Source organism: Burkholderia sp. MSMB0856, assembly GCF_001524645.2.
Classification (GTDB): domain Bacteria; phylum Pseudomonadota; class Gammaproteobacteria; order Burkholderiales; family Burkholderiaceae; genus Burkholderia; species Burkholderia diffusa.
Genome location: NZ_CP013427.1, coordinates 15,728 through 30,543, shown reverse-complemented (window position 1 = coordinate 30,543; position 14,816 = coordinate 15,728). Strand labels below are relative to the sequence as shown.

Genomic DNA, 14,816 nt, shown 5'->3' with positions numbered 1-14,816 from the left:
TGGCGTTTGTATGTTGGCGAGCCGGATTGCCCGTAGGCAATGCGCACTGCCAGACCCCTTCATTTTGTTCGTTGGTAGGCTCGATTGGATTCGAACCAACGACCCCCACCATGTCAAGGTGGTGCTCTAACCAACTGAGCTACGAGCCTAAGAAGCCGCGAATTATAGAGAGGGTTTTGGAGGTGCGCAAGTCCCTTCGTGAAAATTTTTTGAATCGGGCGTGTGCGGGTGTCGACGATCGATGAAGTCTCGCGATGCCGGGCACGTTGGCTTCACTGCTTCGCATCACAGTAAAACGTGTCGATGCGCTGTGATGTTATCCACATTGCCCTCTGGATAACCGTCCGGCAAGCCTCTGGATTCACAGTGGAACGATTGAGGATATGTCGGCGCGGCTGTGAATCGACGAAAAGTTGTTCTGTGCTTCACAGAGTTTTGCGTGTGCATCGCCGGTGGTTATGCGTTCCGATTCGTCTTGGAAATTCAGGGCGTTACGGAGGTTATCCACTGTGAGGCACCGAGCTTGTTAACTATCACTACGTATGTATACGAACTCTGTTAACACCTTTGGATAAGCACAGTCCGCCGACTGTGATCCGGGCAGGATATGCACTGCGTGCGGTGGATGGATCAAGCGACGTCGAAGCCGGTGACCAGTTCGAACGCTCGTATCTGTAGAATCGCCGGGGTTCAGGATCGTTGTCGGTTCAAGCGCCGACGATTCAACATGAGGTTCAATCCCGACGATCGATGAAGGCACCCGTCGATCAGAGCTGGTGACGGATATCGCTGGCCGCGTCACGGGTGCTGATGGCCGATGTGGCCGCGGTTGCACGAGGATCCGTTATGACAAACACGCCACCGTCGTACGACATGACGGACGACACGACGCGGCGCAGGATCTTCTGGCTGCTTCAACGGCTGACCAGCTTTTCTCTCTGGAAGCGCAAGCGCGATGCGTTTGCGATCTTCGCGAATGAATATGAGAGCGCGGTGAAGAACCAGTCCGCGGATGATCCGGAGCCCATGCCGACAAATAATCTGCCGATGATCTTCGAGATCCTTGCGGCCTACGATCGAGGATTGTCCGAGCTGGCCCGAGGGTGTCGGTTCGTCTGGCAGCGCGGCGAGCCGCTGCAATATGCGGTCGATCGGTACAACCATTTGAACGCGTATTTCTTCCCTCATCCCGATTACTGGGATCGCGGTGCGCAGGCTGCCCCGTACCCGCCGAAGGTCGATGCGCTTGTTCGACTGCTGCACGCATCGGAATACCAGATGGAGTATGCGCCGTTCGAGCCGGGATATACCGACCTCGCACAACTGTGCTCGGTTGGGCTGCTGCTTTCACCGCATGCATACGAACACAGCTTCTACACGCTGCCGTATCCGGTGTTTCCGGAGGACTTGCAGGAGATTCCGGAACCAGTCGGCCTGATGATCAAGTCCGGCGATAAAGTGCCTTGCGACGGCATCTGGGAACCCGTTACCGTCGAGCGATCGAAGTGGCTTGGCATCGTGCCGGTGGGCGGTTGCCGCGTGTTCCCGAACAGGGGGTGCTTCAATTACCTGGGCAGAGGAACGCGAGCGCCGAACGTCAGAGATGCAATGGAGCTGGCCGTGCGCACGCGATGGCGCTTGCTGTGGGAAGACAGGCGTTACGTGGATGGCGTCATTCCCGACGAGTCGTCGTATTTTCTCGAGGCAGGCGCGAAGCCACCGGCAGTTTCGGGGAAACAGGTGACGCGATGCCGCTGATGAATTGCCCGTCCCACGGACATGTAGGCGGCGAGCTCGTGACGCGGACCGTATCCGACCTCATTAACGACAGCAGCAACTGGAAGGGCGGCCGCCGGATCGTCCCGCTGCTGCTCGTGCGGCACGAAATCGAGTATCCCGGCTACATGCTGGAATCCGAAGAGGCGAAAGTGCGCGAGCTGGGCGGTACGCATGAAGGAGGGGGTGTCTACCGCTTTAACGACGACGAGTCGATGGAAGCAGCCATCGGACTACTGACGGCAACGTGTGCTGATTGCTTAAGGGAATTGATGGCCGTGCAGAAAGAAGCGTAAGGTGAACGCGATGTCTAAGGGTGACGGATGGCCAAGCTGAATTTCGGGACCATCGGCCGATGCTCCGTCGATCTCGATACCGCGGCGCTGCTCGGTCTGAGGGCTGCCTGTGAAGAGTTTGCAAAGACCGGGCAGGGTCTGTATCACGGACGAAAGTGCGGCCAGAACGGATCCTGGGCCTGAGGACCACGTAATCAGCGTGACCTTCGTGGCGAAGATGCCTCCCGGCATGCGTGGGCTCGGCAATGCGAGCCCGCTCGGGACGTCGATCAAGTACGTGATCTCCCCGGAAGCCGGCGAGATTCTCGGGACTTACTCGACAAAGTGATGTCCGTGCGGACGTAGCGCCCGATTGTCGCGTGTGGACAACCGGCACGCAAAACAATCAGGAACGCTGTGCGCCCCCCGGGGACACAATGATTCGAAGCGCTCACGCGCATGCGAACAACCCGTGAGCGGCCGAATCGAAATCCTGTGTACCAGCTCGGCGAGGGCGATGTGGATATCGCGACCCAAAGACACGCGAAATGCTGTGCGGGCCGAAGGGGGAGTGATTCAACCGGAGACGGCATGCCAGCCGCTGCGGCCGATGTGGATATCCTGCGTCCAGAAGACGCCAAACCCTATGACATCGGAACCGAAGAGGGTCTACCCATTCGGGAACGCACCGCGACGAGGTTCGCGGTGTGGACAACCACCACGAAAGAGAATTTAAACGCTGTGGCCCCGAACGGTGAACGTGAGTGCTTTCAGGTTTGTCGAACCGCATCGGACGGACCGCAGTCAGCGCACAACGGCCACCAACGGACAGCGTATCGTCCAGCTCAAATCTGCTGATCGAGCACCCTCACGACCGCGTGCTGACCAAGACTATCCACCGGCCCGACCACCGCGAAGTTGAACCCGTTCACCGACCCATACCGCGCCAGCAACGACCCATCCACACGTTGCCCGGCTGGCAGCAGCCGATGTTTCGATTCCGCCGGTCGGAGATAGAAGCTCAGTGTCCGCCCGGCGTCGTCCTCATAGAGCACCATCGCAGCCGTCGCGCCGCTGTCCGTCGTAAACAACCGCCCGCCAACCGGCCTGAACCCGGCCGCACTCAAATCCGGCAGCCTGGCCGATGCCCCCACGCGCCGGGTGAGCCACGTCTGCAAATCCTTCGCACTCGTCGGCCGAAAATCCACCTTCGCGGTCTGATCGACCGCCATCATCCGGTAAGCCTCGACCGCATCGCTCATCGGCGCAATCGGCGGCGGCGCGTTCCACCCACGCGCCTGCCACCCGCCGAGCGTCCCGAGCCCGATACAGAACACGAACGAAGCCGCCATCGCGAACCGCACCCGCGAGCGCTCCGCACGCTTCGCACGAAGCGCTGCCGGATCCAGCGCAGGATTCTCGCCAGGCATCCGCACACTCTCGAGCGCGGCCCGCAACCGCCGCGCATCCATCTGCCATTGCTTCACCTGTTCCGCGCTTTCCGGATGCAGCGCGAGATATCGCTCGACCGCGGCGCGCGCATCGTCGTCGAGCTGGCCGTCGACATAGGCCTGGAGATCGTGTTCGTCGGGACGGAGCGTGTTCATTTCATCAAGCGGAGAGAAGGAGCGGGAAGCTCGCCGTCGCTGAGCTGGCGCAGTGCCTGGCGCGCGCGGGAGAGTCGCGACATCACGGTGCCGATCGGCACGTCGAGCAGGTCGGCGACTTCCTGATACGTGAAGCCCTCGACCGCGACGAGCAGCAGCAGGCTGCGCTGCTCGTCGGAGAGCCGGCCGAATGCTTCGAGCGTCGCGCGCGCTGTCGCCTCGCGTTCGGCGGACGGCCAGTGCGCTTCGTCGTCGTCGCGAATGCGGCCGAGCAGCCACGCGTAGCGCTTCGCGCTGCGTTTGCCGTCGAGAAACTGCCGGTAAAGGATCGTGAACAGCCAGCTGCGCAGCGACGCGTCGTCGCGGCGGCTCGCCCAGCGCGACAGCGCGCGCTCGAGCGTCGACTGGACGAGATCGTCGGCCGCGTGGACGTCACGCGCCAGCCAGAGCGCGAAGCGTCGCAGCCTGGGGATGAGTTCGCGCAATGCGTCGTCGTCGGGGGCGTTTGAGGGCATGGCCGGGGCGCGAGCCGATAAGCGTGGAGATGCCGCGTAGGACGCCGGTCGGCGTCGCTTATTCCGTCAGCATACGAAAAATTTCTTGATGGAATAAAGCGGCGCGGGTGGCGTCCTACACGCGTTCGACAATGATCTGACGATCAGGAGTGCATCCATGAAGCAATCTTCCTCTTCTTCGCCGCCGCGCGAACCCGGGCGCGGGTGGTGGCGCTGGGCCGTGATCGGCGGCGCGGTGGCCGGCGTGGCCGTGGCCTTCGGGTACGTCGGCGGCTGGCTCGCGCCGGCGCGTCTGACCCCGCACCGGCTCGTCGACGCGCTGCAGACGGCCGGCGGCGAGCATCCGGGTTTCCGGCGCAATCACGCGAAGGGCGTGTGCGTGACCGGTTACTTCGAAGGCAACGGCGCCGCGAGCGCATATTCCGTCGCGCCGTTCTTCAAGGCGGTGCGCACGCCCGTGGTCGGGCGCTTCGCGCTGCCGGGCGGGAATCCGTATGCGCCCGACAGCAGCGTGCCGATCCGCAGCCTCGCGCTGAAGCTCACCGCGCCGGACGGCCAGCAATGGCGGACCGGGATGAACGCGATGCCCGTGTTTCCGGTGGCGACGCCGAAGGCGTTCTACGCGCAGCTGCTGGCGACCCGGCCGGACCCGGCGACGGGCAAGCCCGATCCGGCGAAGGTGAAGGCGTTTTTCGGCGCGCATCCGGAGACGGCTGCATTCCGCGCATGGGTGAAGGGTGCGAAGCCGAGCGCGAGCTACGTCACCGAAAGCTATTACGGGCTGAACGCGTTCTACTTCGTCGATGCCGCCGGCAAGCGCCAGGCGGTGCGGTGGCGCGTCGTGCCGGAGCAGACGACGGGCGCCGGCGACGTCGCGACGGCCGCGGATCCGAACGTGCTGCAGCAGGACCTGACGCGGCGCATCGCGGACGGTGCGCAGAAGTGGAAGCTGCTGGTCACGCTGGCGGAGCCCGGCGACCCGGTGGACGACGCGACGAAGACCTGGCCCGCGCAGCGTACGACGATCGACGCGGGGACGCTCGTGCTCGATCGCGTGGAGGCGCAGGACAGCGGGCCGTGCCGGGACGTGAATTACGACCCGACGGTGTTGCCGCAGGGGATTCAGGTGTCGGGGGATCCGTTGCTGGCGGCGCGGTCCGCGGCATATGCGGATTCGTATCTGCGCCGGACGAGTGAAGAAGCCGGCGTGGCCGGCGCGGCGCGACTGAGTGCGGAGGGACGATGATGAAGGCGACGACGACGTTTAGCTTGCCGGCGAGGCTGCTGCATTGGGTGATGGCCGCGATGATCGTCGCGATGCTGTTCATCGGGGTGGGAATGGTGGCGTCGGTTTCGGGGCGGCACGATTTCCTGGTGGCGTTGCACAAGCCGCTGGGGATTGCCGTGCTGGTGCTGGTTTGCGTGCGGATCGTGGTGCGGTTCGTGTCGAAGCCGCCTGCATTGCCCGAGGATCTGCCCTGGTGGCAGAAGGTTGCCGCGCATGGGTCGCATCTGGTGCTGTACGCGCTGATGCTCGCGATGCCGCTGATCGGGTGGGCGATGCTGTCGGCAGGCGGGTATCCGGTGACGCTGGGCGGTGGTGTGCAGCTGCCGGCGATCGTGTCGGCTGATCCGGTTGCGTTCGCCTGGCTCCGGGTCGCGCATCGCGTGCTGGCCTATCTGTTCTTCTTGACGTTCCTCGCGCATTTCGCGGCGGCGCTGTATCACGGACTGATTCGACGGGACGGCGTGGTGAGGGCGATGGTTGGGCGGTAATCGACGGAAGGTTGAGTTCGCTGCGGCGGGGCGGTTCACGGGCGACCGAGGCTGCTCCTGCCGTGTTGCTTATATATGAGCGCGGCTGCGGCTCAGCGGCTCCCGGCATAGCACGTCAAAAATATTTCACAAAGGGGGTTGCGGAGACTGGGGCGGGTGCTTAGAATCACGCCTCTTTCGCGCTAACGGCAACGCGGCGCGGAGGAAGAAGGGAAGCGGTGCTGTTGAAGTCGGTTTTATCGACTCCAGTGCATACGAAATTAAACCGCAGTCGTCGCAACGAAGTAGTTAAAAAAGTTGTTGACGAGTTTTAAAAAACGGTTGATAATCTCGCTTCTCTGCTGCTGAAAACGCAGCGCTGCTGGGAAACTTCAGGTTTCTCGCAGAAATGCTCTTTAAAAATTAACAGCCGATAAGTGTGGGCGCTTGATGGCCGCGAGCTGATCTTCGGATCAGAAAGCGAAAGTATCAAGAGTCTCACACTAAAGTAAGTCAGGTTTATGAAGTGATTCATATACCTGTCAGCTTTGAGTGAGCGACCGGTTCTTAACGGAACCGAAAACAGTAACAGGTTTAAACTGAAGAGTTTGATCCTGGCTCAGATTGAACGCTGGCGGCATGCCTTACACATGCAAGTCGAACGGCAGCACGGGTGCTTGCACCTGGTGGCGAGTGGCGAACGGGTGAGTAATACATCGGAACATGTCCTGTAGTGGGGGATAGCCCGGCGAAAGCCGGATTAATACCGCATACGATCTACGGATGAAAGCGGGGGACCTTCGGGCCTCGCGCTATAGGGTTGGCCGATGGCTGATTAGCTAGTTGGTGGGGTAAAGGCCTACCAAGGCGACGATCAGTAGCTGGTCTGAGAGGACGACCAGCCACACTGGGACTGAGACACGGCCCAGACTCCTACGGGAGGCAGCAGTGGGGAATTTTGGACAATGGGCGAAAGCCTGATCCAGCAATGCCGCGTGTGTGAAGAAGGCCTTCGGGTTGTAAAGCACTTTTGTCCGGAAAGAAATCCTTGGTCCTAATATGGCCGGGGGATGACGGTACCGGAAGAATAAGCACCGGCTAACTACGTGCCAGCAGCCGCGGTAATACGTAGGGTGCAAGCGTTAATCGGAATTACTGGGCGTAAAGCGTGCGCAGGCGGTTTGCTAAGACCGATGTGAAATCCCCGGGCTCAACCTGGGAACTGCATTGGTGACTGGCAGGCTAGAGTATGGCAGAGGGGGGTAGAATTCCACGTGTAGCAGTGAAATGCGTAGAGATGTGGAGGAATACCGATGGCGAAGGCAGCCCCCTGGGCCAATACTGACGCTCATGCACGAAAGCGTGGGGAGCAAACAGGATTAGATACCCTGGTAGTCCACGCCCTAAACGATGTCAACTAGTTGTTGGGGATTCATTTCCTTAGTAACGTAGCTAACGCGTGAAGTTGACCGCCTGGGGAGTACGGTCGCAAGATTAAAACTCAAAGGAATTGACGGGGACCCGCACAAGCGGTGGATGATGTGGATTAATTCGATGCAACGCGAAAAACCTTACCTACCCTTGACATGGTCGGAATCCTGCTGAGAGGCGGGAGTGCTCGAAAGAGAACCGGCACACAGGTGCTGCATGGCTGTCGTCAGCTCGTGTCGTGAGATGTTGGGTTAAGTCCCGCAACGAGCGCAACCCTTGTCCTTAGTTGCTACGCAAGAGCACTCTAAGGAGACTGCCGGTGACAAACCGGAGGAAGGTGGGGATGACGTCAAGTCCTCATGGCCCTTATGGGTAGGGCTTCACACGTCATACAATGGTCGGAACAGAGGGTTGCCAACCCGCGAGGGGGAGCTAATCCCAGAAAACCGATCGTAGTCCGGATTGCACTCTGCAACTCGAGTGCATGAAGCTGGAATCGCTAGTAATCGCGGATCAGCATGCCGCGGTGAATACGTTCCCGGGTCTTGTACACACCGCCCGTCACACCATGGGAGTGGGTTTTACCAGAAGTGGCTAGTCTAACCGCAAGGAGGACGGTCACCACGGTAGGATTCATGACTGGGGTGAAGTCGTAACAAGGTAGCCGTATCGGAAGGTGCGGCTGGATCACCTCCTTTCCAGAGCTTCTCGCAAAATTGAGCGCTCACGCTTATCGGCTGTTGATTAAGACAGAAAGACTGTCTGTTAGCGGTTTTATCGGTTATAATGCCGGCCGCTTTCGATAATCTTCAATGAAAAATATTCGAATGATGATTCATTCGAGTCTTTCTCATTGGCGATTGAGCCAGTCAGAGCGGTACGTAGGATGTATCGGCTGTCGTTCTTTAACAATCTGGAAGAAGTAAGTAATTTGGATAGCGGAAGCGTCTTGAGATGGACGTGGAAACTATCCGGGTTGTGATTGTATCGATGTATCTCAAGATGATTCGAACTCTATGTTTGACTCAATTGGAATACGGCACAACGCGAGAACTCAACCTGTAACGAGACAGACTCGTTATAGGGTCAAGCGAACAAGTGCATGTGGTGGATGCCTTGGCGATCACAGGCGATGAAGGACGCGGTAGCCTGCGAAAAGCTACGGGGAGCTGGCAAACGAGCTTTGATCCGTAGATGTCCGAATGGGGAAACCCACTCCTTTTGGAGTATCCATGGCTGAATACATAGGCCATGCGAAGCGAACGCGGTGAACTGAAACATCTAAGTAACCGCAGGAAAAGAAATCAACCGAGATTCCCAAAGTAGTGGCGAGCGAAATGGGATGAGCCTTGCACTCTTTATTTGTATTGTTAGCCGAACGCTCTGGAAAGTGCGGCCATAGCAGGTGATAGCCCTGTAGGCGAAAACAGTATGAAAGAACTAGGTGTGCGACAAGTAGGGCGGGACACGTGAAATCCTGTCTGAAGATGGGGGGACCATCCTCCAAGGCTAAATACTCGTGATCGACCGATAGTGAACCAGTACCGTGAGGGAAAGGCGAAAAGAACCCCGGGAGGGGAGTGAAATAGATCCTGAAACCGCATGCATACAAACAGTCGGAGCCTCGTAAGGGGTGACGGCGTACCTTTTGTATAATGGGTCAGCGACTTACGTTCAGTAGCAAGCTTAACCGTATAGGGCAGGCGTAGCGAAAGCGAGTCCGAATAGGGCGTTCAGTTGCTGGGCGTAGACCCGAAACCAGGTGATCTATCCATGGCCAGGATGAAGGTGCGGTAACACGTACTGGAGGTCCGAACCCACTAACGTTGAAAAGTTAGGGGATGAGCTGTGGATAGGGGTGAAAGGCTAAACAAACCTGGAAATAGCTGGTTCTCTCCGAAAACTATTTAGGTAGTGCCTCGTGTCTCACCTTCGGGGGTAGAGCACTGTCATGGTTGGGGGGTCTATTGCAGATTACCCCGCCATAGCAAACTCCGAATACCGAAGAGTGCAATCACGGGAGACAGACATCGGGTGCTAACGTCCGGTGTCAAGAGGGAAACAACCCAGACCGCCAGCTAAGGTCCCCAAATATAGCTAAGTGGGAAACGAAGTGGGAAGGCTAAAACAGTCAGGAGGTTGGCTTAGAAGCAGCCACCCTTTAAAGAAAGCGTAATAGCTCACTGATCGAGTCGTCCTGCGCGGAAGATGTAACGGGGCTAAGCTATATACCGAAGCTGCGGATGCGTGCTTTGCACGCATGGTAGGAGAGCGTTCCGTAAGCCTGCGAAGGTGCCTTGTAAAGGGTGCTGGAGGTATCGGAAGTGCGAATGCTGACATGAGTAGCGATAAAGGGGGTGAAAGGCCCCCTCGCCGTAAGCCCAAGGTTTCCTACGCAACGTTCATCGGCGTAGGGTGAGTCGGCCCCTAAGGCGAGGCAGAAATGCGTAGCTGATGGGAAGCAGGTCAATATTCCTGCACCATTGTTAGATGCGATGGGGGGACGGATCGCGGAAGGTTGTCCGGGTGTTGGAAGTCCCGGTCGCTGCATTGGAGAAGGCGCTTAGGCAAATCCGGGCGCAGGATTCAAGGGTGTGGCGCGAGCTCCTTAGGGAGCGAAGCAATTGGAAGTGGTTCCAAGAAAAGCCTCTAAGCTTCAGTCTAACGATGACCGTACCGCAAACCGACACAGGTGGGCGAGATGAGTATTCTAAGGCGCTTGAGAGAACTCGGGAGAAGGAACTCGGCAAATTGGTACCGTAACTTCGGGATAAGGTACGCCCTTGTAGCTTGACTGGCCTGCGCCAGGAGGGTGAAGGGGTTGCAATAAACTGGTGGCTGCGACTGTTTAATAAAAACACAGCACTCTGCAAACACGAAAGTGGACGTATAGGGTGTGACGCCTGCCCGGTGCCGGAAGATTAAATGATGGGGTGCAAGCTCTTGATTGAAGTCCCGGTAAACGGCGGCCGTAACTATAACGGTCCTAAGGTAGCGAAATTCCTTGTCGGGTAAGTTCCGACCTGCACGAATGGCGTAACGATGGCCACACTGTCTCCTCCCGAGACTCAGCGAAGTTGAAGTGTTTGTGATGATGCAATCTACCCGCGGCTAGACGGAAAGACCCCATGAACCTTTACTGTAGCTTTGCATTGGACTTTGAACCGATCTGTGTAGGATAGGTGGGAGGCTATGAAACCGGAACGCTAGTTTCGGTGGAGCCGTCCTTGAAATACCACCCTGGTTTGTTTGAGGTTCTAACCTTGGCCCGTGATCCGGGTCGGGGACAGTGCATGGTAGGCAGTTTGACTGGGGCGGTCTCCTCCCAAAGCGTAACGGAGGAGTACGAAGGTACGCTAGGTACGGTCGGAAATCGTGCTGATAGTGCAATGGCATAAGCGTGCTTAACTGCGAGACCGACAAGTCGAGCAGGTGCGAAAGCAGGTCATAGTGATCCGGTGGTTCTGTATGGAAGGGCCATCGCTCAACGGATAAAAGGTACTCTGGGGATAACAGGCTGATACCGCCCAAGAGTTCATATCGACGGCGGTGTTTGGCACCTCGATGTCGGCTCATCTCATCCTGGGGCTGTAGCCGGTCCCAAGGGTATGGCTGTTCGCCATTTAAAGAGGTACGTGAGCTGGGTTTAAAACGTCGTGAGACAGTTTGGTCCCTATCTGCCGTGGGCGTTGGATATTTGAAGGGGGCTGCTCCTAGTACGAGAGGACCGGAGTGGACGAACCTCTGGTGTACCGGTTGTCACGCCAGTGGCATCGCCGGGTAGCTATGTTCGGAAGAGATAACCGCTGAAAGCATCTAAGCGGGAAACTCGCCTTAAGATGAGATATCCCTGGGGACTAGATCCCCTTGAAGGGTCGTTCGAGACCAGGACGTTGATAGGTCAGGTGTGTAAGCGCAGTAATGCGTTCAGCTAACTGATACTAATTGCCCGTAAGGCTTGATCCTATAACAAGTCTGTCTCGCGCTGACTACAGCGCGTCGGACTGGTTGATTCTCGTGTGTGATACACACAACTCAAAATTACTGCTTCTTCCCAGATTGGTTCTGTTGGCCACGCCAGCAGGACAACCCCCTTTGCCTGATGACCATAGCGAGTCGGTCCCACCCCTTCCCATCCCGAACAGGACCGTGAAACGACTCTACGCCGATGATAGTGCGGATTCCCGTGTGAAAGTAGGTAATCGTCAGGCTCCCTAAGCCAAGAACCCCCGCCCGACAAGGCGGGGGTTTTTGCATTGGCGCGACGGAAATGCGCACGGTGCCCGGCATAGGTTGCAGCACAATCTGAAAGCCTATGCGACAGAGGACCTGAGTGACCAGTCCGCTGCAGTTTCAGAACAATCGTCGCTTGTCACAGTTACTAACGGTATGGAACATCGGATACCGAGCTTCCAAACGGATAGTGACTTGCGCCGCCCGCCATTGGCAATGCGCCGATCACATCGGCGTGGTGATGAGTTGACCCTGACCCAAGAAATAGTCCGGTGCAAAAGTAGAGAAATTCGGCATGATGTGTCCAAGCGGACACGAAGGCCATGCCATGAAGACGAGCAAGTTTACGGAAGAGCAGATCGCATTTGCCCTGAAGCAAGCCGAGCTGGGTACGAAGGTCGAGGAGATCTGCCGCAAACTCGGAATAAGCGAGGCGACTTTCTACAATTGGAAGAAGAAATTCGGAGGGTTGGGGCCTTCTGAGCTGCGCCGCTTGCGCCAGCTCGAAGAGGAAAACGCGAAGCTGAAGCGGCTCGTGGCGGACCTGAGCCTGGACAAGGCCATGCTGCAGGACGTACTCGCAAAAAAGCTCTGAAGCCTGCCCGTCGGCGCATGTTGATCGATGAATTGCGTGATCGCTATCGAACCAGCCTGACGAAGACTTGCGCGTTGTTCGGCATGTCTCGTTCGCTGTATCGTATGCGGTCTTTTAACGACGCCCATCAGAGGTTGGGAGTGGCAGGCATGCTCCATGGCATGAGGGCGGCATAGTCGTCGGCGGTTGCGGCGAGCGGCAACCTGGTGAACAGCCAGACCAGATAGCGATACGGCTCGACGCCGTTCGCCTTGCACGTCTCGACGAGGGAGTACAGGTTGGCGCTGGCCTGCGCGCCAGCGACAGTATCGGAGAACAGCCAGCCCTTGCGGCCGACGACGAACGGCCGGATCGCGTTCTCGCACAGGTTGTTCGAGATCGGCCAGTTGCCGTTACCGACGTATCGGACCAGCTTGGGCCACTGTCCGCTCATGTACTGCAATGCCTTGCCGAGCAGACTCGACGGCACGACGCCCGGCAGATGCTCAACCAGCATGCGCTCGATGATGGCGAGCACGCGGGCGCTGTACCGAGCGCGCAGTCGTTGCCGACGTTCAGACTTCCACTTCGCGCTGCGCACCTCGGCCGCGAACAGCTTGCCGATCAGCACGACGAAGCGCGTGGCCAGCAGATCCGGCGAGCGTGCCGCCTTCGGCACCGACTCCTCGGCCTTGATGAAGCTGCGGCGCACGTGTGCCCAGCATCCGAGATGCACGAGCTGGTGATCGTGGGCGATTCCGTTGTAGAGCTCGTACCCGTCAGTCATCAGCACGGTGCCAGGCTGCACGCCAGCATAGAGCTTCTGCGCATGCTGGGCGCCGCGCCCCGGCGAGTACGAGAACATCCGTACTGGTGGCCCCGAGCCGTTGACCTGCGCCCACAGGTAACTCTTCGCCTGCGGCCTTCGTCCCGGTTCCTTCAGCACCTGGAACGTTGTCTCGTCGCCGTAGATCAGGTCCGACTCGAGCAGCGCGTCGCGCATCAGGTTGATCACCGGCTGCGTGGCCAGTCCCACCCGCACCACGCTGGCGGCCAGCGTGTTGGACGAGATGTCGCCGCCGAAGCGACGCAGCAGCGTGGCTTGGCGATACAGTGGCATACCGTACTGGTACTTGCCAGTGATGATCCACGCCAGCGCGGATTCCGTGAGCAACCCGCGCGGGATGATACGCGCTGGCGCCGGCGTGACCTTGATGCCGAGATCACAGCACGGGCACGCGTACTTGACGCGCTGGTGCTGAACGACGCGGACCTGCTCGGGAATCACGTCAAGCTGTTCGCTCGTCTCGACGCCGATCTCGACGAGAGCCTGGCCATCATGCGCGCAGAATCGTTCAGACTCGGGTAGTTCGTGCCGCACGACCTCGCGCGGCAAGTTCGGATCGAGTGGTTTGCGTCCGCGCTTGCCTCGCGTGTGGGCGGCGACAGACGTGCCGGGCGCGTCCTCGCGCGCGGGCGCATCGGTAGTGGTGGCCAATGCTTCAGCTTCGTTGAACAGGCCGAGTTGGTCGGCATGGCGCGCCTCGCTAGAGGCACCGAACAGTTCGTGCTTGTAGGCCCGCAGCTTCTCTTCGGCCAGATCGCGCTGGGCCGTCACGAGTCGAAGCTCACCGCGCAGCGCGTCACGTTCGGCGCTCGCGGCAATCAGCGCTTCGTATTCCTCCGCGCTCAACATGACGGGGCTATTCGGCATGGCCGATTAGACCATGCCATCTGCGTAGTGTTCAGCTCATCCGCGCGTAATATCGCTGGGGATGCTTCTGGATCACGGCCAGGTCGATGCCGTCGAGCAGCCAGTGCAACTGCTCAGTGCTGAGCGTGATCGTGTCGCCGCCGTTCGGCCAGACGAAGCGGTCGGCTTCGAGTCGCTTGAGCAGCAACCAGAAGCCGTTGCCGCCCCAGCCGAGGATCTTGACTCGATCACGACGGCGGTTGCCGAAGACGAACAGCGCCGAGGTCATTGAGTTCAGGCGCATCGCCTGTTCGACCAGGATCGACAGCCCGTTGATGCCCATGCGGAAGTCGACGGGATCGCGATGCAGGTAGACCTTCAGCCCTTCGTCGAACCGGAACACGGCAGCCTCCCGAGCATCTGGATCACCGTGGCCAGCTCATCGACACTCGCCTCGCCGAGATCGAATTCGACACCATTGGACAAGCGCACATGTAACGAGAGCGCCATCAACGACGGGGCTGGTGGCAATACTGGGGAAGCGGCAGGCACAGTCGACGCAGTCGTGACGACAGGAACGAATGCTCGCGCTTCACTCATTGGAACCCGATGTGCAGTGCCCGGAATGTCGATCGATACGCCGTCGATCACCAGCGGGTCCGGCCTCGTCGGGGTTTGCAGCGTATGCTGCTGATGGCGCGAGATCCAGCGACGCAACTGGTTCGGATTAACGTCATGGTCCATGGCCGCCCGGGCGATCGATACCCCCGGCCTCAGGCAAAACTCGACCAGCTCCCGCACGGCATCTTCATCAAATTCCCGCCGGCCATCCCGTCTGCGGCCAACCACCAGTCTGCTTCGAAGGTCCTGTTTCTCTGTCATCACGGTCTGAGTGCATGTGTCCACGCGGACACTTAGCATCTGACCTTCTGCCTACCATTGGTAGGGCGTCGTTTA

Annotated in this window: 9 protein-coding genes, 1 tRNA gene, 3 rRNA genes and 1 pseudogene; 8 read left to right on the top strand and 6 right to left on the bottom strand. The window is 58.9% G+C overall.

The window, feature by feature from the left end; genetic code table 11:
- Window positions 1–72: 72 nt before the first annotated feature.
- Window positions 73–149, bottom strand: a tRNA-Val gene (locus WS87_RS01115).
- Window positions 150–846: 697 nt separating this feature from the next.
- Between WS87_RS01115 and WS87_RS01110 the strand changes: the two genes are divergently transcribed.
- Window positions 847–1,758, top strand: a complete 912-nt coding sequence (locus WS87_RS01110; protein WP_059814687.1) for an Imm72 family immunity protein — start codon at window positions 847–849, stop codon at window positions 1,756–1,758.
- Entirely contained in the window at window positions 1,749–2,072 is a 324-nt protein-coding gene (locus WS87_RS01105) for a hypothetical protein (RefSeq protein ID WP_059814643.1), read from the top strand. The genes WS87_RS01110 and WS87_RS01105 overlap by 10 nt, the downstream gene beginning before the upstream one ends.
- An 824-nt stretch (window positions 2,073–2,896) precedes the next feature.
- Here the strand turns inward: WS87_RS01105 and WS87_RS01095 are convergent.
- Both WS87_RS01095 and WS87_RS01090 read right to left on the bottom strand, forming a co-directional pair.
- Window positions 2,897–3,658, bottom strand: a complete 762-nt coding sequence (locus WS87_RS01095; RefSeq protein WP_059814646.1) for an anti-sigma factor family protein — start codon at window positions 3,656–3,658, stop codon at window positions 2,897–2,899.
- Window positions 3,655–4,173 (bottom strand): sigma-70 family RNA polymerase sigma factor, encoded by a 519-nt coding sequence (locus tag WS87_RS01090; protein ID WP_059814649.1) that lies wholly within the window; start codon window positions 4,171–4,173, stop codon window positions 3,655–3,657. Before WS87_RS01090 ends, WS87_RS01095 begins: the two co-directional genes overlap by 4 nt.
- A gap of 157 nt (window positions 4,174–4,330) precedes the next feature.
- On the opposite strand from WS87_RS01090, the gene WS87_RS01085 reads away from it, so the two are divergent.
- From WS87_RS01085 to WS87_RS01055, 6 genes and pseudogenes are all read left to right on the top strand, one after another.
- Window positions 4,331–5,419, top strand: coding sequence for a catalase family peroxidase (locus WS87_RS01085; protein WP_059814653.1), 1,089 nt, complete (start codon window positions 4,331–4,333; stop codon window positions 5,417–5,419).
- Window positions 5,416–5,949: a cytochrome b gene (locus WS87_RS01080; RefSeq protein ID WP_059814658.1), complete on the top strand. Its 534-nt coding sequence runs from the start codon at window positions 5,416–5,418 to the stop codon at window positions 5,947–5,949. The genes WS87_RS01085 and WS87_RS01080 overlap by 4 nt, the downstream gene beginning before the upstream one ends.
- A gap of 575 nt (window positions 5,950–6,524) precedes the next feature.
- Window positions 6,525–8,057, top strand: a 16S ribosomal RNA gene (locus tag WS87_RS01075).
- Window positions 8,058–8,443: 386 nt separating this feature from the next.
- A 23S ribosomal RNA gene (locus tag WS87_RS01065) occupies window positions 8,444–11,325 on the top strand.
- Window positions 11,326–11,457: 132 nt separating this feature from the next.
- Window positions 11,458–11,570, top strand: a 5S ribosomal RNA gene (gene rrf / locus WS87_RS01060).
- The 16S, 23S and 5S rRNA genes sit together here, the layout of an rRNA operon.
- 350 nt (window positions 11,571–11,920) lie before the next feature.
- A pseudogene (locus WS87_RS01055) lies at window positions 11,921–12,193 on the top strand (transposase); the annotation flags it as partial.
- A 121-nt stretch (window positions 12,194–12,314) separates the two neighbouring features.
- On the opposite strand, the gene tnpC reads toward WS87_RS01055, so the two are convergent.
- From tnpC to WS87_RS01040, 3 genes are read right to left on the bottom strand one after another with little or no spacing between them, the layout of a single operon-like run.
- Window positions 12,315–13,880 (bottom strand): IS66 family transposase, encoded by a 1,566-nt coding sequence (gene tnpC, locus WS87_RS01050; protein ID WP_059820731.1) that lies wholly within the window; start codon window positions 13,878–13,880, stop codon window positions 12,315–12,317.
- A gap of 31 nt (window positions 13,881–13,911) precedes the next feature.
- Complete coding sequence (tnpB, locus tag WS87_RS01045) at window positions 13,912–14,262, bottom strand: IS66 family insertion sequence element accessory protein TnpB (RefSeq protein WP_059531434.1); 351 nt, start codon at window positions 14,260–14,262, stop codon at window positions 13,912–13,914.
- The gene (locus tag WS87_RS01040; RefSeq protein ID WP_059531437.1) at window positions 14,238–14,780 is read right to left on the bottom strand and encodes a transposase; all 543 of its coding nucleotides are present in this window, start codon (window positions 14,778–14,780) and stop codon (window positions 14,238–14,240) included. Before WS87_RS01040 ends, tnpB begins: the two co-directional genes overlap by 25 nt.
- Window positions 14,781–14,816 lie beyond the last annotated feature (36 nt).

What these genes read in the sequence shown, in the direction of transcription:
- WS87_RS01105 (WP_059814643.1), top strand. Translation starts at nt 1,749, where the DNA reads ATGCCGCTGATGAATTGCCCGTCCCACGGACATGTAGGCGGCGAGCTC.
- WS87_RS01110 (WP_059814687.1), top strand. Translation starts at nt 847, where the DNA reads ATGACAAACACGCCACCGTCGTACGACATGACGGACGACACGACGCGG.
- WS87_RS01080 (WP_059814658.1), top strand. Translation starts at nt 5,416, where the DNA reads ATGATGAAGGCGACGACGACGTTTAGCTTGCCGGCGAGGCTGCTGCAT.
- WS87_RS01040 (WP_059531437.1), bottom strand. Translation starts at nt 14,780, where the DNA reads ATGCTAAGTGTCCGCGTGGACACATGCACTCAGACCGTGATGACAGAG.
- WS87_RS01085 (WP_059814653.1), top strand. Translation starts at nt 4,331, where the DNA reads ATGAAGCAATCTTCCTCTTCTTCGCCGCCGCGCGAACCCGGGCGCGGG.
- WS87_RS01090 (WP_059814649.1), bottom strand. Translation starts at nt 4,173, where the DNA reads ATGCCCTCAAACGCCCCCGACGACGACGCATTGCGCGAACTCATCCCC.
- tnpC (WP_059820731.1), bottom strand. Translation starts at nt 13,880, where the DNA reads ATGCCGAATAGCCCCGTCATGTTGAGCGCGGAGGAATACGAAGCGCTG.
- WS87_RS01095 (WP_059814646.1), bottom strand. Translation starts at nt 3,658, where the DNA reads ATGAACACGCTCCGTCCCGACGAACACGATCTCCAGGCCTATGTCGAC.